We start from the raw sequence: 21,922 nt of genomic DNA, 5'->3' as shown, positions 1-21,922 counted from the left end.
AGCACTTGCGCTGACCCCGAAGGGGCGAAGCCGAAGGCTGAGTCACGCGGCCACGCAGCGAATCCCCACGAGCGTAGATTAACTACGCGACTGGGGTGAGCGAGGAGAGCCAACGCACCTGCGGACTGAAAGATGACGGGTATCACAGAGTGGCAGCGACTTCGTCGGAGATCTCACCATTGTGGTAAACCTCCTGCACATCGTCGCAGTCTTCCAGCATGTCGATCAGACGCAGCAGTTTCGGCGCGGTTTCCGCATCCATATCGGCTTTGGTTGACGGGATCATGGAGACTTCGGCGTTGTCGGCTTTGAGGCCAGCAGCTTCCAGCGCATCACGCACCGCGCCCATCTCTTCCCACGCGGTATACACGTCAATCGCGCCGTCGTCGAAGGTCACCACGTCTTCCGCACCCGCTTCCAGCGCCGCTTCCATGATGGCGTCTTCATCGCCCGCTTCGAAAGAGATCACCCCTTTCTTGCTGAACAGATAGGCCACGGAACCATCGGTACCCAGGTTGCCGCCGCATTTACTGAAGGCATGACGCACTTCCGCCACGGTGCGGTTGCGGTTATCGGACAGGCATTCCACCATCACCGCCGTGCCGCCAGGACCGTAACCTTCATAAATGATGGTTTCCATGTTCGCGTCGTCATCGCCGCCCACGCCACGTGCGATGGCACGGTTCAGGGTGTCACGGGTCATGTTGTTCGCCAGCGCTTTATCGATCGCCGCACGCAGACGCGGGTTGGAGCCTGCATCGCCGCCGCCTAAGCGCGCAGCGGTGACCAACTCACGAATAATTTTGGTGAAAATCTTACCGCGTTTGGCATCCTGTGCCGCTTTGCGGTGTTTGGTGTTGGCCCATTTACTGTGACCTGCCATAAATTTTTCCTCAAAGAGCGCGCCTTGTCAGGCCGCGTTAATAATAAATTCTTCAATCGCTTGCCGGTTGCTCCACGATTTGGTGAGCGCGGCGGCTTGCGCCGCATCTACCCAGCGGTAGGTTAAGTGTTCAGTAAACACAATCTCCCGCTCGCCCGGAAGCGCCAGGCAAAACCAGGATTCAGTATTCCGCATGATTCCCGGCGCGTAGCGATGACGTAAATGACTAAAAATTTCAAACTCCACCGTGCGTTGACAGTCCATCAAGGTCAGTTGCTCAGCGGCAACGTCAATCGAGACCTCTTCCTTTACTTCACGCGCGGCGGCTTGCGGCGCGGTTTCCCCTTCTTCTACGCTGCCGGTAACCGACTGCCAAAAATCCGGGTCATCGCGCCGCTGCAACATCAGCACCCGCTTCGTATCTCTCGCAAAAATCACCACCAGGACAGAAACGGGACGCTTATAGGCCATATTAGTTTTTCTCTTCCTTCTTCACGACTGCGATACCCAGCTCTTCCAGCGCCGCCTGGTTGGCGAAGCTTGGCGCTTCAGTCATCAGGCATGCCGCAGCGGTGGTTTTCGGGAAGGCAATCACGTCGCGAATGTTGTCGGTGCCGGTCAGCAGCATGGTCAGACGATCCAGACCAAACGCCAGGCCCGCGTGCGGCGGCGTACCGAATTTCAGGGCGTCGAGCAGGAAGCCGAATTTCTCGCGCTGTTCCTGTTCGTTAATGCCCAGAATGCCGAACACGGTCTGCTGCATTTCGCCGCTGTAAATACGGACGGAACCGCCGCCCACTTCGTAACCGTTAATCACCATATCGTAGGCGTTGGCCACGGCATTTTCCGGCGCGGCTTTCAGCTCGGCGGCGGTCATGTCTTTCGGAGAGGTGAACGGGTGGTGCATCGCGGTCAGGCCGCCTTCGCCGTCTTCTTCAAACATCGGGAAGTCGATCACCCACAGCGGCGCCCAGGCGCTTTCGTCGGTGATTTTCAGATCTTTGCCGAGTTTGAGACGCAGTGCGCCCAGCGCATCGGCAACGATTTTTTTGTTATCCGCGCCGAAGAAAATCATGTCGCCGTCCTGTGCGCCGGTGCGCTCAAGGATCGCGTTAATGATGTCGGCATTGAGGAATTTGGCGATCGGGCTGTTAATGCCGTCGATACCGGCGCTGCGCTGGTTAACTTTGATGTACGCCAGGCCTTTCGCGCCATAGATGGTGACGAATTTGCTGTACTCGTCGATCTGCTTACGGGTCAGCTCAGCGCCGCCCGGTACGCGCAGGGCCGCCACGCGGCCTTTGGCATCGTTCGCCGGGCCAGCAAATACGCTGAATTCCACGTCTTTCACCAGATCGGCGACGTCCACCAGCTCCATCGGGTTACGCAGATCCGGTTTATCGGAACCGTAACGACGCTCGGCTTCGGCAAAGGTCATGACCGGGAATGCGCCCAGATCAACGCCTTTCACGTCGAGCCACAGATCGTGAACCAGTTGTTCCATCACTTCACGCACCTGCGGCGCGGTCATGAACGAGGTTTCCACATCAATCTGGGTAAATTCAGGCTGACGGTCTGCACGCAAATCTTCGTCGCGGAAGCACTTCACAATCTGATAGTAGCGGTCAAAGCCGGACATCATCAGCAACTGTTTGAACAGCTGAGGCGACTGCGGCAGCGCGTAGAATTTGCCTTTATGAACGCGAGACGGCACCAGATAGTCGCGCGCGCCTTCCGGCGTGGCTTTGGTGAGCATCGGGGTTTCGATGTCGAGGAAACCGTGGTCATCCATAAAACGGCGCACGAAGCTGGTAATTTTCGCGCGGGTTTTCAGGCGCTGGGCCATCTCCGGGCGACGCAGATCCAGGTAGCGGTATTTGAGACGCGCTTCTTCGGTGTTGATCTGGTTGGAGTCCAGCGGTAGCGGCTCGGCGCGGTTGATGATGTTCAGTTCGGTCGCGAACACTTCCACTTCGCCGGTCGCCATGTCGCGGTTAATATTTCGTTCTTCGCGCGCGCGCACCAGGCCTTTAATTTGAATGCAGAACTCATTACGCAACTCGGAAGCCAGCTTGAACGCCGCATCGCGGTCGGGATCAAAGAACACCTGAACAATGCCTTCACGGTCACGCATATCGATAAAAATAAGGCTCCCGAGATCGCGACGACGATTAACCCAACCACACAGCGTCACTTCTTGTCCCACATGGGACTTATTGAGCTGCCCGCAATATTCTGTACGCATGAGATATCCCTTAATTTTGCCGCAGGCCGTTTGTCACCTGCCCCGCAGGCACCACTGTCGCAGCTTTACACTGGATGAAAAAAGGCGGCTATTATACTGGAATTTCCGCAGTTCGATAAGCCCGAACCCGCATGGTCGCGCGATTGCTATGCGCCAAATGGCCGATTCTCACAAAAATTAACAAAAATTGAGGCCGGATCGCCTGCCAGGTGCAGGTAAGGTAACGAAAATTTCCCATAATGAAGAGATGACTATGTTGACGTTAAACACCGCCTCCACCGCTTTAGTGATTATCGATTTGCAGGAAGGCATTCTGCCGTTCGCAGGCGGCCCGCACAGTGCCGACGAGGTGGTCGCCCGCAGCGCACGGCTGGCAGAGCACTTTCGCGCCAAAGGCGCGCCGGTGGTGATGGTGCGCGTCGGCTGGTCGGCGGATTTCGCCGAGGCGCTAAAACAGCCGGTAGATGCCGCCGCGCCCGCCCAGGCGCTGCCGCAGGAATGGTGGCACTATCCGCTGGCATTAGGTAAACGTGACAGCGACATCGAAGTCACCAAACGCCAGTGGGGCGCGTTTTACGGTACGGATTTGGAATTACAGCTGCGCCGCCGCGGCATTGACACGATCGTGCTGTGCGGGATTGCCACCAACATCGGCGTGGAGTCCACCGCGCGCAACGCCTGGGAGCTCGGCTTCGCGCTGGTGCTGGCGGAAGACGCCTGTAGCGCCGCCAGCGCCGGGCAGCATCAGAACAGTTTTACCCATATTTTCCCCCGCATCGCCCGCGTGCGTTCGGTGGAGGAGATTATCGCCGCCTTATGATGTATATCGGCCTGCCGCAGTGGTCGCACCCCAAATGGGGGCGGCTCGGTATCAGTACGCTGGAGGATTACGCCCGCCACTTTAACTGCGTGGAGGGCAATACTACGCTGTACGCGCTGCCTAAAGCGGAGATTGTCGACCGCTGGTATGCACAGACCACCGATGATTTCCGCTTCTGTTTTAAATTCCCGGCGACCATTTCCCACCAGGCCGCGCTGCGCCAGTGCGAGGATTTGAAGCAGGAATTTTTCACCCGTTTAGCGCCGCTTGCCGGGCGCATCGGGCAGTACTGGCTACAGCTTCCGGCGGCGTTTGGCCCGCAGGATCTCCCGGCGCTGTGGGCGTTTCTCGACGGGCTGCCCGGTGAATTCACTTACGGCGTGGAAGTGCGCCACCCGGCATTTTTCGCCAAAGGCGACGCGGAGCAGGCGCTGAATCGCGGGCTGCATCAGCGCGGTGTCAACCGGGTCATGCTGGACAGCCGCCCGGTGCATTCGGCGATCCCTGGCACCCAGGAAATCATCGACGCCCAGCGTAAAAAGCCAAAGGTGCCGGTACATGCGCTGGTGACGGCGGTGCACCCGATGGTGCGGTTTATCGGCAGCGACGATATGGCCCGTAACGCCGAGTTTTTTGAGGTATGGCTGGGCAAACTCGCCGACTGGCAGCAAACCACCACGCCGTACCTGTTTTTGCATACCCCGGATATCGCCCAGGCCCCGGAACTGGTGCACACGCTGTGGCCGAAAATGCAACGCGCGTTTAGCGGGCTGGGCAGCGAACCCGCCATCCCCCATCAAAACTCACTCCTTTAGGCGGTGGAGAGTTCCCGTGACTCCAGGCTATGATACGTAAAGCCATTTTTGGTTCTAAAGGGAGTTTGTATGGTCAGCGCGCTGTATGCCGTGTTGGGAGCCTTGTTACTGCTTAAATTTTCTCTGGATGTAGTACGGATGCGCATGCAATACCGCGTTTCCTACGGCGACGGCGGCTTTAGTGAATTGCAAAGTGTGATTCGCATTCACGGCAACGCGGTAGAAAATATCCCCGTGGCGCTGCTCCTGCTGCTGTTTATGGAGATGAACGGCGCGGAGACCTGGATGGTGCACGTCTGCGGTATTTTGATGATTATCGGACGCCTGGTGCACTACTACGGCTATCATCACCGCCTGATTCGCTGGCGGCGGTCCGGGGCAAGCGCCACCTGGGTTTCGATGTTGCTGATGGTGCTGGCCAACGTTTGGTATATGCCGTGGGAGTTGGTTTTCTCGATTCATTAGCGCAAAATACGCGCCTTTCGTTATTCCCGGAATTTTTGTATGTCTGACCGCGACACCCTTTTCTCTGCGCCGGTGGCAAAACTCGGCGACTGGACCTTCGATGAACGCGTGGCTGAAGTCTTCCCCGACATGATCCAGCGTTCGGTCCCTGGCTATTCAAATATTATCTCGATGATCGGTATGCTGGCGGGCCGCTTCGTGAAGCCGAATACCCAGGTTTACGATTTGGGCTGCTCGCTGGGCGCGGCGACGCTGTCGGTGCGCCGCAATATTTCCCACGAGGGCTGCCAGATTATCGCCGTGGACAATTCCGCCGCGATGGTCGAGCGCTGCCGCCGCCATATCGACGCTTTTAAAGCCCGGACGCCGGTGGTGGTGGTCGAGGACGATATCCAGAATATCGCCATCGAAAACGCCTCGATGGTGGTGCTTAACTTCACCCTCCAGTTCCTGAATCCGGTCGATCGCCAGACGCTGCTGAACAAAATCTACCAGGGGCTGATCCCCGGCGGCGCGCTGGTGCTGTCGGAAAAATTCAGCTTTGAAGACAGCGAAGTAGGCGATCTGCTGTTCAACATGCACCACGATTTTAAACGCGCCAACGGCTACAGCGAGCTGGAAATCAGCCAGAAGCGCAGCATGCTGGAAAACGTGATGCTCACCGATTCGGTGGAAACCCACAAAGCGCGCCTGCATCAGGCCGGTTTTGAGCACTGTGAACTGTGGTTCCAGTGCTTTAACTTCGGCTCGCTGGTAGCGCTGAAGGCCGGGGGCAGCCATGATTGATTTCGGTAAATTTTACCAGCGTATCGCCTGTACGCCGCTGGCACCGTGGCTTGAAACGCTGCCGGCGCAAATCGCCCAGTGGCAGCGCGAGTCCCTGCACGGCCAGTTTAAACTCTGGCACAGCAGCGTTGAACACCTGCCCACTCTGACCCCGCATCATCTCGATCTGCTGCACAGCGTAACCGCGCAGGCGGAACAGCCGTTAAGCGACGGGCACCGCCAGCGTATCGAAACCCTGCTGCGCAATCTGATGCCGTGGCGCAAAGGGCCGTTTTCGCTGTACGGCGTGGATATCGACACCGAATGGCGCTCCGACTGGAAGTGGGACCGCGTGTTGCCGCATCTGTCACCGCTGGAAGGCCGCACCATCCTCGACGTCGGCTGCGGCAGCGGCTACCACCTGTGGCGAATGATCGGCGCGGGCGCGCATCTGGCGGTGGGCATCGATCCGATGCAGCTGTTCCTGTGCCAGTTCGAAGCGGTGCGCAAACTGCTGGGCGATGACCAACGCGCGCATCTGCTGCCGCTGGGCATTGAACAGCTTCCGGCGCTAAAAGCCTTTGACACTGTGTTCTCGATGGGCGTGCTGTATCACCGCCGCTCGCCGCTGGATCATCTCTGGCAATTGAAAGATCAGCTGGTCTCTGAAGGCGAACTGGTGCTGGAAACCCTGGTGGTGGAAGGCGATGAAAATACCGTGCTGGTGCCGGGCGATCGCTACGCGCAAATGCGCAACGTTTACTTTATTCCGTCCGCGCTGGCGCTGAAAAACTGGCTGGAGAAATGCGGCTTCGTGGATGTCCGCATTGTCGATAGTTGCGTCACCTCGCTGGAAGAACAGCGCCGTACTGACTGGATGACCACCGATTCGCTGGAAGCGTTCTTATCGCCGGACGACCGCAGTAAAACTGTTGAAGGCTATCCTGCCCCGCTGCGCGCGGTGCTGGTAGCGCGCAAGCCCTAAACCTGAAGCCGCCGGTTATCCCGGCGGCCCCGGTTTTACATCCCTGCGCCGACGCGTTTCAGGCGCGATGCCACTTTCTCCGCCGCCTTTTTCCCCGCCAGGAAGGCGTGATCCGAGTTGTAGTACTCCCACTCGCTGTACCTGCCTGCCAGGATAACGTCATATTTCAGCAGCCACTGGCGCACCGTTTCGACGTTTGCCGCCCGCGCATGGTCGTAAATCACGTAGGCATACGGAATATCCACCAGATTGGCGGTGAGAATTTCATCGTCCGGGTTAATCATTCCCACTTTGATGCACTCTTTGATGCAGCGCTCGATCAGCGCCTGGCCATCCAGCGGCAGCGGTACATCCTGGGAATAGGTAATTTCACAGGTCAGGCCGAAACCGCCCGGCGGATTACAATGCGGGCTGGCGTTACCCTGCACGAAGATGCGGTGAAAAATGGTCTCTTCCGGGTAGTAAACCCAGTGCTTCTCGGTGAGATCGCTACGCCCGACGCCCAGGTTGACGCAGCGCACCGAGGTGTGGCGCAACCCTTTGGCGGCGCTAAGCACTTCCTCCGGCACTTCCCCGCCCAGCATATTAACCAGAACCGGCAGCGGCATGGTGCTGATCAGCTGTTCATAGCGGTAGCGCCGCCCATCGGCCAGCACCGCGATATGCTCGCGCGGCAGCAGCTTGATGATTTTGGCGTTGGTTTCCAGTTTGCCTTTCAGCAACGGCAGGAAACCGGACATCAACGCCTGGAACCCGCCGCGCAACGGGTAGCCAAAGCGGGCGTTGGGGCCAACGGGTTTGGTGCTGGGCGCTAACGCACCATCAATAATCTGCCCGAGATCCGGCAGCGGAACCCGCCCGCCAAGCCACGAGGTCTCCATTTCCGATAGCGGCACTTTCCACAGTTTTTGGTTGTAGGGAACGGCGAAGTATTTGGCGATCCCGGCCCCCCAGGTCTGATAAATAAACTGCTCGAAGTTGGCGGCGCGTTTGTCCCTGGCGGTTAATGTGCAGTCGTCCTGAGGGACCGCGCCGTCACCGCAGCAATCCTCCATTTTTAACGCTGGCGCATTCGCGGGTTGCAGGCGGTTAGCGGCGTTGTATTGCGCCTCCACCGCGCCGAGGATGCACTCTTTAATCACCGGCGCGGGCAAGCCATACAGCGCGCCCTGGAACGGGTAGCGGGTATAGGTGTTCTGGCTGTATATCCAGGCCTCGCGGTTCTGCCAGTGCAGGTTGTCCTTCAGCAGTAATTCATACATTTCCAGCACGTACGGATCGGCGGAAAACATAATGTGGCCCGCGTAATCGAAGGTAAAACCCTTGTCTTCAACCGAGCGGCACCAGCCGCCGACGGCAGGGTTTTTCTCCAGCAGGACCGACTCTTTACCAATGTGCAGCGCGGCGCTCAGGCCGGTCGGCCCCGCGCCGAGGATCAGGCAGCGGGCAAAGTGCGCATCCTGTTTGGTGGTGCCAGCAATGCGACTGACCGCCGGGGTAGAACGCGCTTGTTGGGTTTCGTTAGTCGCCTGGGCAGGGGTTTCGGTTACCCGCAATGCCTCTGCCATCAGTTCGTGCATGGCTTCGACCGTCGAATCCCAGGAGGTGGCGTTAATGATTGATTTCATCCGCTGCGTCTGGTCCTGGCGGTTGCTTTCGCTGAGCGCCAGCGCCTGCTGGCAGCCACGGACGAAGGCCGCATTATCATCGGCCACAAACACGATATCGCCATAGGGCACTTTTACGTCGGTGATGGCGGTACTGACGATGGGCAACGACGCCGCCATATACTCCAGCACCTTGGTCGGGCTGATATAGCGAGTAGACGCGTTGAGCGCGAACGGCATCAGGCAGACATCCCACCCGGCTAAAAACTGCGGCAGCGCCTGATACGGCTGCTGACCGAAATAGTGAATATTGGCGCGTTGCGGCAGGCTGGCCGGGTCGATTTTCACCACTGGCCCCACCATCACGACTTGCCACTGCGGGTTTGCGTCCGCCACGGCGGCAATCAGCTCACAGTCGATACGCTCGTCGATAACGCCGTAATAGCCCAGCCGGGGATGCGGCACCTCATCCTGCAACGGATGCGCGTTTTGCCGATCCAGCGCCTGCTCAAAATGGGCGGCGTCAACGCTGCTCGGGAAGCACCAGACATTATCATGGCGATGCTGTTTAGCCGCGTACAGGCTCGGCCCGCCGGTAAACACCAGATCGGCGCGGGTCAGCAGCGCCGATTCGCGCTGCAATAACTGGCGCGGCGCGTTTTTAAACGCCGACAGCTCATCCATGCAATCGTAGATCATCAGCGCAGGGTGAAAAGGCTCCGCCAGCGGCAGCGCCATCGGGGTATAAAACCAGATAATCGGTTCGGGAAATTCACTGCTGAGGGTCGTCATTAAAGGCTGCAATTGCGCGATTTGTTCATCATGGAAACCCGGCGCATGCACGGGGCTGTGGGGGCGAATGACCGTGACGTTCGGTGCAGGCGTAGAGCGGTGTAACCCGGCCGCCCCCTCTTCAAAAACCGGTTCTTCAATAAATACCACGGGATAAAATTGCGCGAGGCGCGTTAACAGGTGCTGTGGTCGTTGCCAGACAAAATCCCAACGTAAATGACTAAAAACTACCAGCGTCTTTGTATTCACTATTTGCCCCTTACCAGCTTGTCGCAAGCGATGCTGGTCTTGAAAATGTGCAAGAGAACGTTGCGCGCGGCGAAATGCTCGCGCGTAGGGGAAATCAATTTTTCGCAACAGGGGATCGGCACCCTCATGCAGCGGTTCCCACAAACCGCTGCGATGCCAGACCTGCGCATCCTCCCAGTCGGGACGGTCGAGGATCGGATAGACGCATATGCCGCGAATATCCGCGCCCGTCAGCTGCGCATGCGCCACTTCCGTTGCAATGTGATTTATCCAGGCCCCGCGCCCACTGCCAACATGGCTGGTTTCAGCCAACAGCAACGGCCGTCGGTATCGCTGATGTAGTTCTGCAAGCATTTCAAAAAGCGGCTTTCGCCGCGCATCGCCTAAATGCCACGGCAGAGGTTGCCTGTTATCAACCTGCCACTGGTTGTTGTGGTAATAATTCGCGCCAATGATATCGAGATAGCGCGCTGCGCCGCCTAACTCCGGCGCTTCTCTTCCGCACAGCATGTCCCACGCCTGGTACTGGGCATGGGTCTCTGCGACGGCAAGCCGTTGCGACTCGTCATCCAGCGGGTTCGGCAGTGGATGAATAATCGGATCGCAGTGTAAAATTCGCGCCCGGCTGTCGGCCTGCCAGATGGCATCGCAGGCGGCAATGGCCGCGCGCACCAACTGGCGTTTACAGGCGTGGCCGGTTTCCTCGCCAGTCGGTTCCGTTGAGGGGATAAATCCCACCGACAGCGCCCAACTGGTAAACGAGATCTCATTAACGGGTGAATAGACCGGCGCATCCCGATACCAGGGCTTGAGAAACCGCGCCAGCGCGCCGCAAAACTGGGCAAAGCGCGGCACGAAATCGGCATCCAGGATCGATAACTCCGTCGGCCAGCCGTAATGGCAAATGGTCCAGCACACCTGAACACGGTGCTCGCGGGCGGCGATCATGCGTTTCGCCACCGAGGAAAAATCGTAGCCGCCCTGGCGATCTGCTAACCGCCAGCCCACGCTTTCCCTCACCGTGGCAACATCAAAGCGCTTAAGCCTGCCGTAATCCTCCGCCGCCTTCTCCAGATGCCCGGTGGCCTCATTCATCGAAAGCGGCACGCCCAGCCGATTAACATGATCGGCGCCTTCATAACCCGCCTGCCAGAAACTGCTGAACAGCACCATCTCCCTCTCTTAACAGCCAAAAGCCGCTTACGTAAGGAATCGTTGGGAGGGTTATCTCAGGGTATCGGGTCGACATCAGCTATAAAAAGGCATAGCCATCCTGCACCTTGAGATAAGGCTCATTAAATGTAAAACAACAAAGAAAATAACCGGCAGGGCACAGGTGTTTATTAAACGCTATTTCCGCCCGGTGTTTAATTTTGGCCCATGCTTTAACAGAACGCCAATCCTGACAATAAAATAAATGGTGTAAAGATTAATTTTTTGTTTAACGCGCCAGGCTTAAACGAAACAAATAAAAGCGTCAAACATCATTAATTCATACAAATGTTTCATAGCAGATTTTTTTGACATAAATTAAGGTGACTGAGCATAACGAACATCTTCATTATTAATAGCCCATTACGTTCACTTGCGCGAGCCGCGCCCTCTCCGCAGCCCGGAGGCCATTCACACATGGATTTTATTTGAATTATTTATTTACTTTTCAGAAATATTTCTCGGTAGCGTAAAAATAAGTTTTCGCCATACGGTACGGTAAATTTTACGCAAAATGAAATCTTACCATAAAATATATCCCGCTTAAGCGAAGCGCAATAAACCCGCGGGCCAGCTTTAAATAAGAAATAATATTCACGCCTGTCTGGTGCGTTATTTATTATTCAACACATTCATTTCACGCTACATTTATTTAACGCAAAGCCATTTGTTCGTTGTTTGCCGTTTCGCTTCCGGGGATAAAAAAAGCCCCAGCAAAATGCCGGGGCCTGGTACGAGCAAACATCATATTGGGCGACATGATGCGCGGTAAAAAAACGGTTTCATTACGAGGCGGCGGCCAGAGCCGCTTTCATCGCGGCGACGACCTCACCCTCCACGCAATAGCGGGAATATTCATCGGCGTCTGCGTCGGCAGACATCGATACTCCCGGATTGCGATAGCGCATGGCAGACGGGACTTTCTTCCCCGCTGAGCTGTGAAGCTCGCTAACGCCCTGCGCGATAAACGTGTCCAGATTGCTAAGCCTGACGCCAGCACCGGCCATAATGATTGGAGCATCAGAGTGCGCGATTAGTTCCGCAATTTTTGAAATACCTTTTTCTGCACTGGCCTGTTGGCCCGATGTCAGCACCCGCGCCACGCCCAACTCCGCCAGTTTATCCATTGCATTGAACGGGTTAGCGCACATATCAAAGGCGCGATGAAACGTGACCGCCATGCCCTGCGCCGCGTCCATGATTTGCCGCATTCTCGGCATATCCACCTCGCCGTCTTCGGTGAGGATACCCGTCACCAGGCCGGGATAACCTAACTCGCGGATCAGCGCGATGTCCTCCAGCATGATGGCGAACTCGCTGGCGCTGTAGCAGAAGTCGCCGCCGCGTGGACGCACGATCGGATGCACCGGGATAGATACCGTTGCGCGTACGGCCTTCAACGTGCCGGCAGACGGTGTTAAACCGCCTTCAGCGGGCGCGCTGCATAATTCAATTCGATCCGCACCGGCGGATTGCGCCGTTACCGCGCACGCCAGCGAGTAACAGCAAATTTCCAGTAAAGCCATTGAATCCCCTAAGAACTGTTAAAACCGTTGTGTCATCCTTGCCGAATGCTAGTCTGAAGGAACCGATAAATCAGGGCAACGTATCATGGCATTCAATTTCAACCAACAATCGGACCGCCGTCACAGCGATAGCGTCAAATGGAATAAATACGCTGAGAACGTGTTGCCGATGTGGGTGGCGGATATGGACTTTCCCACCGCGCCCTGCGTGATTGAGGCGCTCCAGCAACGGGTGGCCCACGGGATCTTCGGCTATGGAACGGCACCCGATGAACTCTACCGCGTGGCGATCGCCCATCTGAAAGCGCGCTACCAGTGGGACGTCAAACCCGAATGGCTGATACCGCTGCCCGGCGTGGTCAGCGGGTTGAATCTGGCGGTGCGGGCATTCACAGAATCGCACCAACGTTCTCTGGCGCCCTCACCTGTTTATCCACCGTTTTATAAGGCGGCGCAGTTGGCAGGCCGCCAGCAGCAGGCGATCCCACTGGTGCTGGCGCGTAGCCGCTGGGTGATGGACATGGAGGCGGCGCAGGCCAGCGTACAAGGCAATGAAACGTTGCTGATGCTGTGCAACCCGCAGAACCCCGGCGGTACGGTGTACCGTCGCGAAGAGCTGCTGGCGCAACTGGAATTCGCGGAGCGTCACGATTTGATTGTCTGTTCCGACGAGATCCACGGCGAGCTGGTGCTGGAGCCGGGCCTGGAACATATTCCCTTTGCCAGCCTTGATGAACGCGCGGCGCAACGCTCCGTCACCTTTATTTCCCCGTCCAAAACGTGGAATATCGCCGGTCTGGGCGCATCGCTGGCGATTATTCCCAACCCGCAACTGCGCCGCCGTTTCGAGGTGGCGCGCCAGGGGATTGTTCCTGCGGTGGATGTGCTGGCAATCGCCGCCGCGACTGCGGCCTGGCGCGACGGCGAGCCGTGGCGTCTGGCGTTGATTGAACATTTGCGTAAACAGCGCGACCGGCTGTGCGCGGCAGTGAATGCACTACCCGGCCTGAGCGTGATACCGCCCGAAGCGACTTATCTGGCATGGGTCGATGCCAGCGCGTTGGGCCAGGGCAATCCGTGGAACCACTTCCTGCGCCACGGTCTGGCGTTTTCGCCCGGTAAAGATTTTGGCGACGATCGATTTGTGCGTATTAACTTCGGCTGTAGCGACGCTACGCTGGATGAAGCGATAGCGCGGCTTCAGCGCGCCGTCGCCGTAGGATAGTTTATTCCTGCTCGCTGGCGACGATGGCTTCAATCGACCAGGGATGGAACTTGATGGTAACGGAGCCGTCAGTCACCGCGAGCGTCGGATTCGGCAGGCGCTCGCGTTCGCCTTTCGGGGAACTGGTTTTTACCGCGATCCCTTTCTGGCTCAGGCCCTCGTCGCTCAGCAGCGCGACGGCGCGGGCATTGAGCGTTTCCGGCTCGCCCGGCAGCACGATTTCAATATGCTCCCAGCCTTCGTGCGGGTAGCGCTTCTCCCCCGGCCACGGCAGTTCGACCACGCTGAAGGTCCAGTGCGCCACGCTGATGGGCTGGCCGAGTTTAAACAGACAGATGGGCCGACCGTTGATGATATTTTCCGACAGCAGCGTGCCGCACTGCTCAAAACCTTTACGCCAGCGCTCGGCGGTGGCGTTCTGATGGCAGCGCAGGGAAATATGATCCGCATCCAGCGGCGCGATGTCGAGGCCCAGGCGCGCAGCCAGCCTGGTTAGTGCGTCGGTAAAACGCGGCAAATCCGCCACGATATCCTGTAATTCTTCAATTGATTGCCAGTCTTGCATCTCGGTTTCCGGTTTTTGGTACATCGCCGTTAATCTACCCTGAAGCGGCTGCTCCACCAAGTTTTAACCGGCTTATCAGCCGCACCGCGCCATTGCTGACGCTGCAATCCAAATGCAGTATACTTCCGCCTTATTTTTCCATAGACATGACGCGGTTCCGCTGCGGATCGCGTGTTTAACGTAAGGTATTCCGGTGAATATTCAGGCTCTTCTTTCCGATAAAGTCAGTCAGGCAATGATTGCCGCAGGCGCACCTGCCGATTGTGAACCTCAGGTTCGCCAGTCGGCCAAAGCACAGTTCGGCGACTATCAGGCTAATGGCGTGATGTCCGTTGCTAAAAAACTGGGCATGCCGCCGCGACAATTAGCAGAGCTTGTGCTGACCCATCTCGATCTCGCCGGGATTGCTCATAAAGTTGAAATCGCCGGGCCCGGTTTTATCAATATCTTCCTCGACCCGGCGTATCTGTCGGGCCTGGTGGATAGCGCGGTGCTGAGTGAGCGTATCGGCGTGCCGAAAGCGGCGGCGCAAACTATCGTGGTGGACTACTCCGCGCCGAACGTGGCGAAAGAGATGCACGTCGGCCATCTGCGCTCCACCATCATCGGTGATGCGGCGGTACGTACCCTGGAATTCCTCGGGCATAACGTCATTCGCGCTAACCACGTTGGCGACTGGGGCACCCAGTTCGGGATGCTGATTGCCTATCTGGAAAAACAGCAGAACGAAAACGCCGGTGAAATGGCGCTGGCGGATCTGGAAGGGTTCTACCGCGAAGCCAAAAAACACTACGATGAAGACGAAGCTTTTGCCGAACGCGCCCGTAACTACGTGGTGAAACTGCAGGGCGGCGATGAATACTGCCGTGAGATGTGGCGCAAGCTGGTCGATATCACCATGACCCAGAACCAGATCACCTATGAGCGCCTGAACGTGACGTTAACCCGTGACGACGTGATGGGTGAAAGCCTGTACAACCCGATGCTGGCGGGCATCGTTGCCGACCTGAAAGCCAAAGGGCTGGCAGTGGAAAGCGAAGGCGCAACGGTGGTGTTCCTCGACGAGTACAAGAATAAAGAAGGCGAGCCGATGGGCGTGATCATCCAGAAAAAGGATGGCGGCTTCCTGTACACCACTACCGATATTGCCTGCGCTAAATACCGTTATGAAACGCTGCATGCCGACCGCGTGCTGTATTACATCGACTCGCGCCAGCACCAGCATTTGATGCAGGCGTGGACCATCGTGCGCAAAGCGGGCTACGTGCCAGATTCTGTGCCGCTGGAACACCATATGTTCGGCATGATGTTGGGCAAAGACGGTAAACCCTTCAAAACCCGCGCGGGCGGCACCGTTAAGCTGTCCGATCTGTTGGATGAAGCGCTGGAGCGCGCGCGTCGTCTGGTGGCAGAGAAGAACCCGGATATGCCTGCCGATGAGCTGGAAAGCCTGGCGAACGCCGTAGGGATTGGCGCGGTGAAATATGCCGATCTCTCGAAAAACCGCACCACCGATTATATTTTCGACTGGGACAATATGCTGGCGTTTGAAGGCAATACCGCGCCGTATATGCAGTACGCCTATACCCGCGTGCTGTCGATTTTCCGTAAATCGGGCATTGAAGAGAGCATGCTGACCGCGCCGGTGAACATCACCGAAGAGCGTGAAGCGGCGCTGGCGGCGCGTCTGTTGCAGTTTGAAGAGACACTGAACACAGTGGCCCGTGAAGGGACGCCGCACGTGATGTGCGCCTATCTGTACGATGTGGCGGGTTTGTTCTCTGGCTTCTACGAGCACTGCCCTGTCCTGACCGCTGAAACTGAAGGCGTACGTCAGAGCCGCCTGAAACTGGCGCTGCTGACGGCGAAGACGCTGAAGATTGGCCTTGATACCCTGGGTATTCAGACCGTCGAGCGGATGTAATCTAGCCTTCTTAAAAGCGCGTCGAGTACGCGCTTTTTTATTGGGCTGTTGCGGCGGATAAGTCATTTTTATTCGGACACAAGGAAGATGTTCAACCCTTAACCGAACGCGCAATAAAGAACAAATACCGCTTGACCGTTTTAGCCTGACTCCCTATAGTAGCGCCCCGTTGCACCACGCAGTGGGGCAGCAAAAACAATATGGTGAGGTGTCCGAGTGGCTGAAGGAGCACGCCTGGAAAGTGTGTATACGGCAACGTATCGGGGGTTCGAATCCCCCCCTCACCGCCATATTCCTGAAAAAGGCCCGTACGCAGTACGGGCCTTTTTCTTATCCGCTCCGTGCCGGGGGGATGAGAAGCCCCAACCGGGGGTCCACTTCTGCCCCTCTACCGTCGCGCCCCCGACGTTTCCACCGGCACCTCCACACGCTCCATCGCAATCGGGATGCTCTTGTACGCCGGGATACCGCTCTGGGTATCGTGGCTGTCCAGCGGCACCAGCACGTTAGCTTCCGGGTAATAGGCACCGACCGACCCGGGTGCCATATCAATCACCACGATCGTCAGATTATGCATCCGTCGCGCCGTAGGGTTGCCTTCAGGATCGAGGGCCACAATGTTGACCTGATCGCCCACCCTTAGCTGCCGTTTTTCCGCCTCATCAGGATTGATGAACAGCACGTCGCGCCGCCCCGTCACGCCGCGATAGCGATCGTTCAATCCATACAGCGTGGTGTTGTACTGATCATGACTGCGCAGCGTGGTAAGCACCAGATCGTGACATTTCAGCGAACGCGGATCCTCATTAATTCCCTGCATCACCTTGAACTGTGCTTTACCGGATGGCGTGTTCCAGACGCGCTCAGAAGCGGCGTTATAAAGCCGAAAACCGCCCGGCTTTTTCACCCGCTCGTTATAATCGGCAAACGCCGGGAATACCGCCTCGATCTTCTCGCGGATAAAACTGTAATCCCCCACCAGCCGGTCCCAGTTGACCACGCTGTCAGGAAGCGTCGCTTTGGCAATGCCCGCTACCATCGCTGGCTCTGACAACAGATGCGGCGAAGCGGGTTTCAGGGAGCCGCGCGAGGCGTGCACCATCGACATCGAATCCTCTACCGTAATGCTTTGCGCGCCAGAAGCCTGCTCGTCTATCTCTGTGCGGCCCAGCACCGGCAGCAGATAGTTATGCTTGCCCAGCAGCAGATGAGAACGGTTGAGTTTGGTAGCCATATGCACCACCAGATCGAGATTGCGCATTGCCGGGAATGTCACCTGCGGGTCGGATATCGCTTCCGCCAGGTTACCGCCCAGGCAGAGCAGCGCCTTAGCCTTACCGTCGCGCATCGCCTGAATCGCCGCAACCGCGCCGTGACCGTGTTTCTGCGGCGGCTTAAAGCCAAACACGCGTTCGATGCTGTCGAGCAATTCCTGAGACGGGATTTCCGTGATCCCCACGGTGCGGTCGCCCTGGACATTGGAGTGCCCGCGCAGCGGACAGATGCCCGCGCCTTTTTTGCCGATATTGCCGCGCAGCAGCAGCAGATTGGCGATTTGCTGGACGTTCTGGGTGCCGTACTGATGCTGGGTGATCCCCATGCCGTAACAGACAATAGTGCGTTGAGCGCTGGCGTAGAGGCGAGCCACGTGCTGAATCTCCTTACGCTCCATGCCGGAAACCTTGAGAATATGATCCCATTCGGTGGCATCGAGGTCAGCTTTCAGTGCCTCAAAACCCTCGGTGTGCTCGCGGATAAAAGTTTCATCCAGTACGCCCGGCTGGCCGTTATTCAGGCGCTCTTCATGCATCGACAGCAAAATCTTCATCACGCCTTTCAGCATCGCCGCATCGCCGCCTACGCGCACTTTATAATAGGTCGAAGCCAGCTCGGTAGAGCTTAATGAAAGCATCTCAATGGGGCTTTGCGGTGACGTGAAGCGCTCAAGACCGCGTTCGCGCAACGGGTTGATGGCGACAATCGTCGCACCGCGTTTTGAGACTTCGCGCAGCGTGCCGAGCATACGCGGATGGTTAGTACCCGGGTTGTGGCCGATACAAAGTACTAAATCGCAGTGGTTAAAATCCTCCAGCTCAACGGTGCCTTTGCCGACGCCAATAGATTCCGGCAGGCCGACGCTGGTCGGTTCGTGGCACATGTTCGAGCAGTCCGGGAAGTTGTTGGTGCCGTATTCGCGGGCGAACAGTTGCCACAGGAAAGCCGCTTCATTGGAAGCGCGCCCGGAAGTATAAAACTCCACGCTGTCGGGGTCTTCGTAGCGGCGTAAATGCTCGCCGATTTCCCGGAAAGCGGTTTGCCACTCGATAGGCTGATAGGTATCGGTTGCCGGATCGTATTTCATCGGGTGCGTCAGCCGCCCTTCACCTTCCAGCTCAAACGCGTTACGTTCCCACAGCTCACTCACGGTATGTGCGGCAAAAAATTCCGGCGTAGTGCGTTTACTGGTCGCCTCCCAGGAAACGGCTTTGGCACCGTTTTCACAAAACTCAAACGAGGAGGCATGTTGCGGATCGGGCCAGGCGCAACCCGGGCAGTCAAACCCCTGCGGCTGGTTAACTTTGAACAGGGCAATCACGTCCTGCTTCATCGACATTTGGCCGCGTATGGCGTCAGCAACCGCCTTTAACGCGCCCCACCCGCCTGCGGACCCTCCATAAGGCGCGATGCCGATAGTACGATTTTGCTCTTTCATAGTGCTCCACACTCTCTGGCAGATAATTTGGTTTATAAGCCTGGTACAAAAAAACGCGATAAGCGAAGCAGCAAATGGCTTTGCAGGGCTGCCAGAACGATAAAACGCCGATGCCGCAGCGTGGCTACCATGTAAGCTGAAAAGTATGTTGTAACTAATTAACGCCCGGTGTCCTGTTTTCTGCGCAAATAAAAAAGCCCGCAACCGACTGCGAGCTTTGTGTTATTTCACTAAGGATCAGTGCGTTTCATTCTGCGGCGTAAATTTTAGCTCAATCAGTGCGATGGCCTTTTGCACCGCGCGCACCGTCACAGGGTCAGCAGCGGCACTCGCTCCCACATTGATCGATTTCAGTTGGCTGGCCATTTTTTCACGCACTTCGACCGGCGCGATAACATCAATCACGTCGAGGATCTGTTTGATGACCAACTGGCAGGCGACAATATCAGAGACCAGTTCGTCTTCCGGGGTTAATGATTGCGACATGTTCTTCTCCTTAGTTAAGCAGCGCAGCGTAACGGCAAACGCATCAAAACGCGAGCCTGGCGTGTTACGGGATAGATATGAAAGGACGCAGAGAGGATAGCGAAGAAAGATCGGGGGATAAACAAAGAAAGTGAAAAGACGTTTCACTACAGGTATGGTTAATCAATCACTCGCGTGAATACCCGAAGCAGGGCGAAAAAAAACCTGCCGAAGCAGGTTTTGATGCAGAACTTAGAACATTGCGCCCGGCGGGACGTCTTTGAAAGTGCTGCAGTAGTTTTTGAACATGCTTTTCAGGATAGCGCGCAGTTTCATGATGTGCTCCATTGTTATTCGTTTGTTATGTGCAGGTGATCTCGCAATGACGCAATCATATGACCATGGTCACAAAAATCAACTTTTTTGTGATGAGCATCACACTAAAAACCGATCGCCAAAACACGCTTTTTGCATTTAGCCGTTAAAAATCATTACATTACGATAACAAAATAAACAGTAAATTTTATAGAATTTTTTTAATCAGGTAAGGAAATAATGGCTCACGTCTCCTCGTCGCAACGCGGCCTTTCTCCCACGGCGCTGCTGGTTGCAGGCGCTTTTTTTATGGAGTTTCTCGACGGTACGGTGATTGCGACCGCCTTGCCGGAAATGGCACGCACCTTTGGCGTTGAGGCGGTGGATCTCAATATCGGTATCAGCGCCTATTTATTGACGCTCGCGGTGTTTATCCCCGCCAGCGGCTGGATTGCTGACCGGTTCGGGTCGCGTTCGGTCTTCACCCTGGCGCTGGCGATATTTACCTTATCATCGGTCCTCTGTGGGATGGCGCAAAGCCTGGAAGCCTTCGTGGCGATGCGGGTGATTCAGGGGATAGGCGGCGCGCTAATGGTGCCAGTGGGCAGGCTGGCGGTGTTGCGTATCACGCCCAAAAATCAGTTAATCAAAGCGATTGCCACCCTGACGTGGCCCGCGCTGGTTGCGCCAATTATTGGGCCGCCGCTTGGCGGGTTTATCACCAGCTATGCCGACTGGCGCTGGATTTTCTATATCAATCTGCCGCTGGGGTTGGTGGCCATGGCGCTTGCATGGCGACTAATTCCAGCGCTTACGGATAGTGAACGGCGGCCATTTGACGGTGTGGGCTTTATCAGCACCGGCGTGGCGATGATAAGCCTGGTGTATGGGATGGAAATGCTCGGTACGCAGCAGCCGGACGTGGGGTTAGCTCTTGTGTTAATGGCGTTCGGCATCGCGGCGCTGGGCTATTCCCTGCATCATTTTCGCCGTAGCGCGTGGCCGATGATCCGCATGGATTCGCTTAAGATAAAGACCTTCGCTGTCACGATGTATGGCGGCTCGCTGTTTCGCGCCTCCATCAGCGCGGTGCCGTTTATGCTGCCGCTGATGTTCCAGGTCGGGTTTGGAATGGACGCGTTTCATTCCGGGCTGCTGGTACTGGCGGTTTTTGTCGGGAATCTCACCATCAAACCCGCCACCACGCCGCTGATACGCTGGCTGGGGTTTAAGAAGCTGCTGCTGATTAACGGCCTGCTGAATGTGCTCTCTTTACTGGCCTGCGCGCTCTTCACGCCGCATACCCCGGTCTGGCTGATCCTACTTATTTTGTATCTCGGTGGTGTGTTCCGTTCGATTCAGTTCACCGGCGTCAGCACCCTCGCCTTCGCGGATGTCCCGCCCAAAGAGATGAGCTATGCCAATACGTTGTTCAGTACCGCATCGCAGTTGGCGGTGGGATTAGGGATCACCCTCGGGGCAATCAGCATTCGGCTGGGAGATAAACTGGCGCAATGGCTGGATATGACGGCAACAGCGGGGATCGGCTTTCGGCTGGCGTTTGTGTTTATCGCCCTGATCTGCCTGGCAGGCATGGTGGATACGCTGCGGTTATCGGCGAAGGCCGGTAGCCAGGTCTCATCGAGGACGTAAATAAACGGCGTCGCAGGACGACGCCGTATGGCGATTAGCCCAGGATCTCGCGCACGAAAGCAACGATTTCTTTATCCTGGCCGTTTTGGAACAGGCACTGTTGGAAGCGTTCGCCGGAAACGGCGGTTTTCACCAGTTCCGGGTCAATGGCGCGCAGCGTATCGAGGTAATTCTCTTTTACTACTGCCGCTTTAACCTGGTTCAGAATGCCGGCGTTGCGAACCTGCGGCTCTTTACGCTCCGGCGGATACCCTTCACCTTTGCGGCCGGTAAAGGCTTTTTCGAAAATGAAGCGCACGTTCAGTTCTGCGCCCCAGCCGAAACCTTTCGCGAACGGCAGCGCCAGCGCGTTACCGTTATTGATCTGGGAGAACAGGAATGCGTCCGCCGGATCGATGCAGTAGCCGCATACCACGCCCGGATGAATGTTCAACGACATCAGCGCGCCCTGGCCGGTGCCGCAACCGGTCACCACGAAATCCACCGCTTTGGCGTTCAGCAGGATGCTGGCCATAATGCCCAGGTGGATATAAGTCAGATGGTGATCGTTTTCGCCGTTCATCCCTACGTTATAGACCGAATACCCTTTCTCATCGGCCACCGCGTTCAGTTCATTGAGAATGATGGGGTTCTTCGCCGCCTGGCTGTTTTCCATCATCAGTGCAATTTTCATCGGTTTTCTCCAGCTCATGTCTTAA

General features: G+C 56.8%; 18 protein-coding genes and 1 tRNA gene. 9 read left to right on the top strand and 10 right to left on the bottom strand.

What is annotated here, in order from left to right; translation table 11 throughout:
- Positions 1–142: 142 nt before the first annotated feature.
- From RT120_RS19840 to aspS, 3 genes are read right to left on the bottom strand one after another with little or no spacing between them, the layout of a single operon-like run.
- On the bottom strand, positions 143–883 hold the full coding sequence (locus RT120_RS19840; RefSeq protein ID WP_312985338.1) for a YebC/PmpR family DNA-binding transcriptional regulator: 741 nt from the start codon (positions 881–883) through the stop codon (positions 143–145).
- 27 nt (positions 884–910) lie between these two features.
- Complete coding sequence (nudB, locus tag RT120_RS19835) at positions 911–1,354, bottom strand: dihydroneopterin triphosphate diphosphatase (RefSeq protein WP_312985336.1); 444 nt, start codon at positions 1,352–1,354, stop codon at positions 911–913.
- A 1-nt stretch (position 1,355) separates the two neighbouring features.
- Positions 1,356–3,128 carry an aspartate--tRNA ligase gene (aspS, locus tag RT120_RS19830; RefSeq protein WP_312985334.1) on the bottom strand — a complete coding sequence of 591 codons (1,773 nt, stop codon included), beginning with the start codon at positions 3,126–3,128 and terminating at the stop codon, positions 1,356–1,358.
- A gap of 253 nt (positions 3,129–3,381) precedes the next feature.
- Between aspS and RT120_RS19825 the strand changes: the two genes are divergently transcribed.
- The 5 genes from RT120_RS19825 (at position 3,382) to cmoB (ending at position 6,978) form a co-directional block, all read left to right on the top strand.
- On the top strand, positions 3,382–3,948 hold the full coding sequence (locus tag RT120_RS19825) for a hydrolase (RefSeq protein WP_312985332.1): 567 nt from the start codon (positions 3,382–3,384) through the stop codon (positions 3,946–3,948).
- Entirely contained in the window at positions 3,945–4,763 is an 819-nt protein-coding gene (locus tag RT120_RS19820) for a DUF72 domain-containing protein (RefSeq protein ID WP_312985330.1), read from the top strand. The genes RT120_RS19825 and RT120_RS19820 overlap by 4 nt, the downstream gene beginning before the upstream one ends.
- Positions 4,764–4,832: 69 nt before the next feature.
- Complete coding sequence (locus RT120_RS19815; protein WP_312985328.1) at positions 4,833–5,228, top strand: MAPEG family protein; 396 nt, start codon at positions 4,833–4,835, stop codon at positions 5,226–5,228.
- 39 nt (positions 5,229–5,267) lie between these two features.
- Positions 5,268–6,014 carry a carboxy-S-adenosyl-L-methionine synthase CmoA gene (cmoA, locus tag RT120_RS19810; RefSeq protein WP_312985326.1) on the top strand — a complete coding sequence of 249 codons (747 nt, stop codon included), beginning with the start codon at positions 5,268–5,270 and terminating at the stop codon, positions 6,012–6,014.
- Positions 6,007–6,978: a tRNA 5-methoxyuridine(34)/uridine 5-oxyacetic acid(34) synthase CmoB gene (cmoB, locus tag RT120_RS19805; protein WP_312985324.1), complete on the top strand. Its 972-nt coding sequence runs from the start codon at positions 6,007–6,009 to the stop codon at positions 6,976–6,978. Before cmoA ends, cmoB begins: the two co-directional genes overlap by 8 nt.
- Positions 6,979–7,013: 35 nt before the next feature.
- Here the strand turns inward: cmoB and RT120_RS19800 are convergent, their stop codons facing one another.
- Both RT120_RS19800 and cutC read right to left on the bottom strand, forming a co-directional pair.
- Positions 7,014–10,799 carry an FAD-dependent oxidoreductase gene (locus RT120_RS19800; RefSeq protein ID WP_312985322.1) on the bottom strand — a complete coding sequence of 1,262 codons (3,786 nt, stop codon included), beginning with the start codon at positions 10,797–10,799 and terminating at the stop codon, positions 7,014–7,016.
- An 824-nt stretch (positions 10,800–11,623) separates the two neighbouring features.
- On the bottom strand, positions 11,624–12,364 hold the full coding sequence (gene cutC / locus RT120_RS19795) for a copper homeostasis protein CutC (RefSeq protein ID WP_312985320.1): 741 nt from the start codon (positions 12,362–12,364) through the stop codon (positions 11,624–11,626).
- 85 nt (positions 12,365–12,449) lie between these two features.
- On the opposite strand from cutC, the gene RT120_RS19790 reads away from it, so the two are divergent.
- The gene (locus tag RT120_RS19790; RefSeq protein ID WP_312985318.1) at positions 12,450–13,589 is read left to right on the top strand and encodes a PatB family C-S lyase; all 1,140 of its coding nucleotides are present in this window, start codon (positions 12,450–12,452) and stop codon (positions 13,587–13,589) included.
- Between the two features lies 1 nt (position 13,590).
- On the opposite strand, the gene RT120_RS19785 is transcribed toward RT120_RS19790, so the two are convergent.
- Entirely contained in the window at positions 13,591–14,154 is a 564-nt protein-coding gene (locus tag RT120_RS19785; protein WP_312985316.1) for a VOC family protein, read from the bottom strand.
- 193 nt (positions 14,155–14,347) lie between these two features.
- Between RT120_RS19785 and argS the strand changes: the two genes are divergently transcribed.
- Together argS and RT120_RS19775 are read left to right on the top strand one after the other, a co-directional pair.
- Positions 14,348–16,078: an arginine--tRNA ligase gene (gene argS, locus RT120_RS19780; protein ID WP_312985314.1), complete on the top strand. Its 1,731-nt coding sequence runs from the start codon at positions 14,348–14,350 to the stop codon at positions 16,076–16,078.
- 202 nt (positions 16,079–16,280) lie between these two features.
- Positions 16,281–16,368 (top strand) — tRNA-Ser (locus RT120_RS19775).
- A 98-nt stretch (positions 16,369–16,466) separates the two neighbouring features.
- On the opposite strand, the gene RT120_RS19770 is transcribed toward RT120_RS19775, so the two are convergent.
- From RT120_RS19770 to azuC, 3 genes are all read right to left on the bottom strand, one after another.
- Positions 16,467–18,791, bottom strand: a complete 2,325-nt coding sequence (locus RT120_RS19770) for an FdhF/YdeP family oxidoreductase (RefSeq protein WP_312985312.1) — start codon at positions 18,789–18,791, stop codon at positions 16,467–16,469.
- A 237-nt stretch (positions 18,792–19,028) separates the two neighbouring features.
- Positions 19,029–19,277: a DUF2766 family protein gene (locus RT120_RS19765; RefSeq protein ID WP_312985310.1), complete on the bottom strand. Its 249-nt coding sequence runs from the start codon at positions 19,275–19,277 to the stop codon at positions 19,029–19,031.
- Positions 19,278–19,508: 231 nt separating this feature from the next.
- Entirely contained in the window at positions 19,509–19,592 is an 84-nt protein-coding gene (azuC, locus tag RT120_RS19760; protein ID WP_085949471.1) for a stress response protein AzuC, read from the bottom strand.
- Positions 19,593–19,811: 219 nt separating this feature from the next.
- On the opposite strand from azuC, the gene RT120_RS19755 reads away from it, so the two are divergent.
- A complete protein-coding gene (locus tag RT120_RS19755) occupies positions 19,812–21,224 on the top strand; it encodes an MFS transporter (RefSeq protein ID WP_312985308.1) in 1,413 nt (470 codons plus the stop codon).
- A 34-nt stretch (positions 21,225–21,258) separates the two neighbouring features.
- Here the strand turns inward: RT120_RS19755 and RT120_RS19750 are convergent, their stop codons facing one another.
- Positions 21,259–21,897 carry an RpiB/LacA/LacB family sugar-phosphate isomerase gene (locus RT120_RS19750; RefSeq protein WP_312985306.1) on the bottom strand — a complete coding sequence of 213 codons (639 nt, stop codon included), beginning with the start codon at positions 21,895–21,897 and terminating at the stop codon, positions 21,259–21,261.
- Positions 21,898–21,922: the final 25 nt, after the last annotated feature.

It is taken from the genome of Atlantibacter sp. (genome assembly GCF_032062175.1).
In the GTDB taxonomy this organism is placed as follows: domain Bacteria; phylum Pseudomonadota; class Gammaproteobacteria; order Enterobacterales; family Enterobacteriaceae; genus Atlantibacter.
The sequence above is the reverse complement of the archived record's forward strand: the minus strand, read 5'-3'. Positions and strand labels throughout refer to the sequence as shown.

Coding starts and splice junctions, on each gene's coding strand:
- RT120_RS19840 (WP_312985338.1), bottom strand. CDS start 883: ATGGCAGGTCACAGTAAATGGGCCAACACCAAACACCGCAAAGCGGCA.
- cmoA (WP_312985326.1), top strand. CDS start 5,268: ATGTCTGACCGCGACACCCTTTTCTCTGCGCCGGTGGCAAAACTCGGC.
- cutC (WP_312985320.1), bottom strand. CDS start 12,364: ATGGCTTTACTGGAAATTTGCTGTTACTCGCTGGCGTGCGCGGTAACG.
- RT120_RS19785 (WP_312985316.1), bottom strand. CDS start 14,154: ATGCAAGACTGGCAATCAATTGAAGAATTACAGGATATCGTGGCGGAT.
- RT120_RS19765 (WP_312985310.1), bottom strand. CDS start 19,277: ATGTCGCAATCATTAACCCCGGAAGACGAACTGGTCTCTGATATTGTC.
- RT120_RS19750 (WP_312985306.1), bottom strand. CDS start 21,897: ATGAAAATTGCACTGATGATGGAAAACAGCCAGGCGGCGAAGAACCCC.
- RT120_RS19790 (WP_312985318.1), top strand. CDS start 12,450: ATGGCATTCAATTTCAACCAACAATCGGACCGCCGTCACAGCGATAGC.
- cmoB (WP_312985324.1), top strand. CDS start 6,007: ATGATTGATTTCGGTAAATTTTACCAGCGTATCGCCTGTACGCCGCTG.
- RT120_RS19770 (WP_312985312.1), bottom strand. CDS start 18,791: ATGAAAGAGCAAAATCGTACTATCGGCATCGCGCCTTATGGAGGGTCC.
- RT120_RS19815 (WP_312985328.1), top strand. CDS start 4,833: ATGGTCAGCGCGCTGTATGCCGTGTTGGGAGCCTTGTTACTGCTTAAA.
- nudB (WP_312985336.1), bottom strand. CDS start 1,354: ATGGCCTATAAGCGTCCCGTTTCTGTCCTGGTGGTGATTTTTGCGAGA.
- RT120_RS19825 (WP_312985332.1), top strand. CDS start 3,382: ATGTTGACGTTAAACACCGCCTCCACCGCTTTAGTGATTATCGATTTG.
- RT120_RS19820 (WP_312985330.1), top strand. CDS start 3,945: ATGATGTATATCGGCCTGCCGCAGTGGTCGCACCCCAAATGGGGGCGG.
- aspS (WP_312985334.1), bottom strand. CDS start 3,128: ATGCGTACAGAATATTGCGGGCAGCTCAATAAGTCCCATGTGGGACAA.
- azuC (WP_085949471.1), bottom strand. CDS start 19,592: ATGAAACTGCGCGCTATCCTGAAAAGCATGTTCAAAAACTACTGCAGC.
- RT120_RS19755 (WP_312985308.1), top strand. CDS start 19,812: ATGGCTCACGTCTCCTCGTCGCAACGCGGCCTTTCTCCCACGGCGCTG.
- RT120_RS19800 (WP_312985322.1), bottom strand. CDS start 10,799: ATGGTGCTGTTCAGCAGTTTCTGGCAGGCGGGTTATGAAGGCGCCGAT.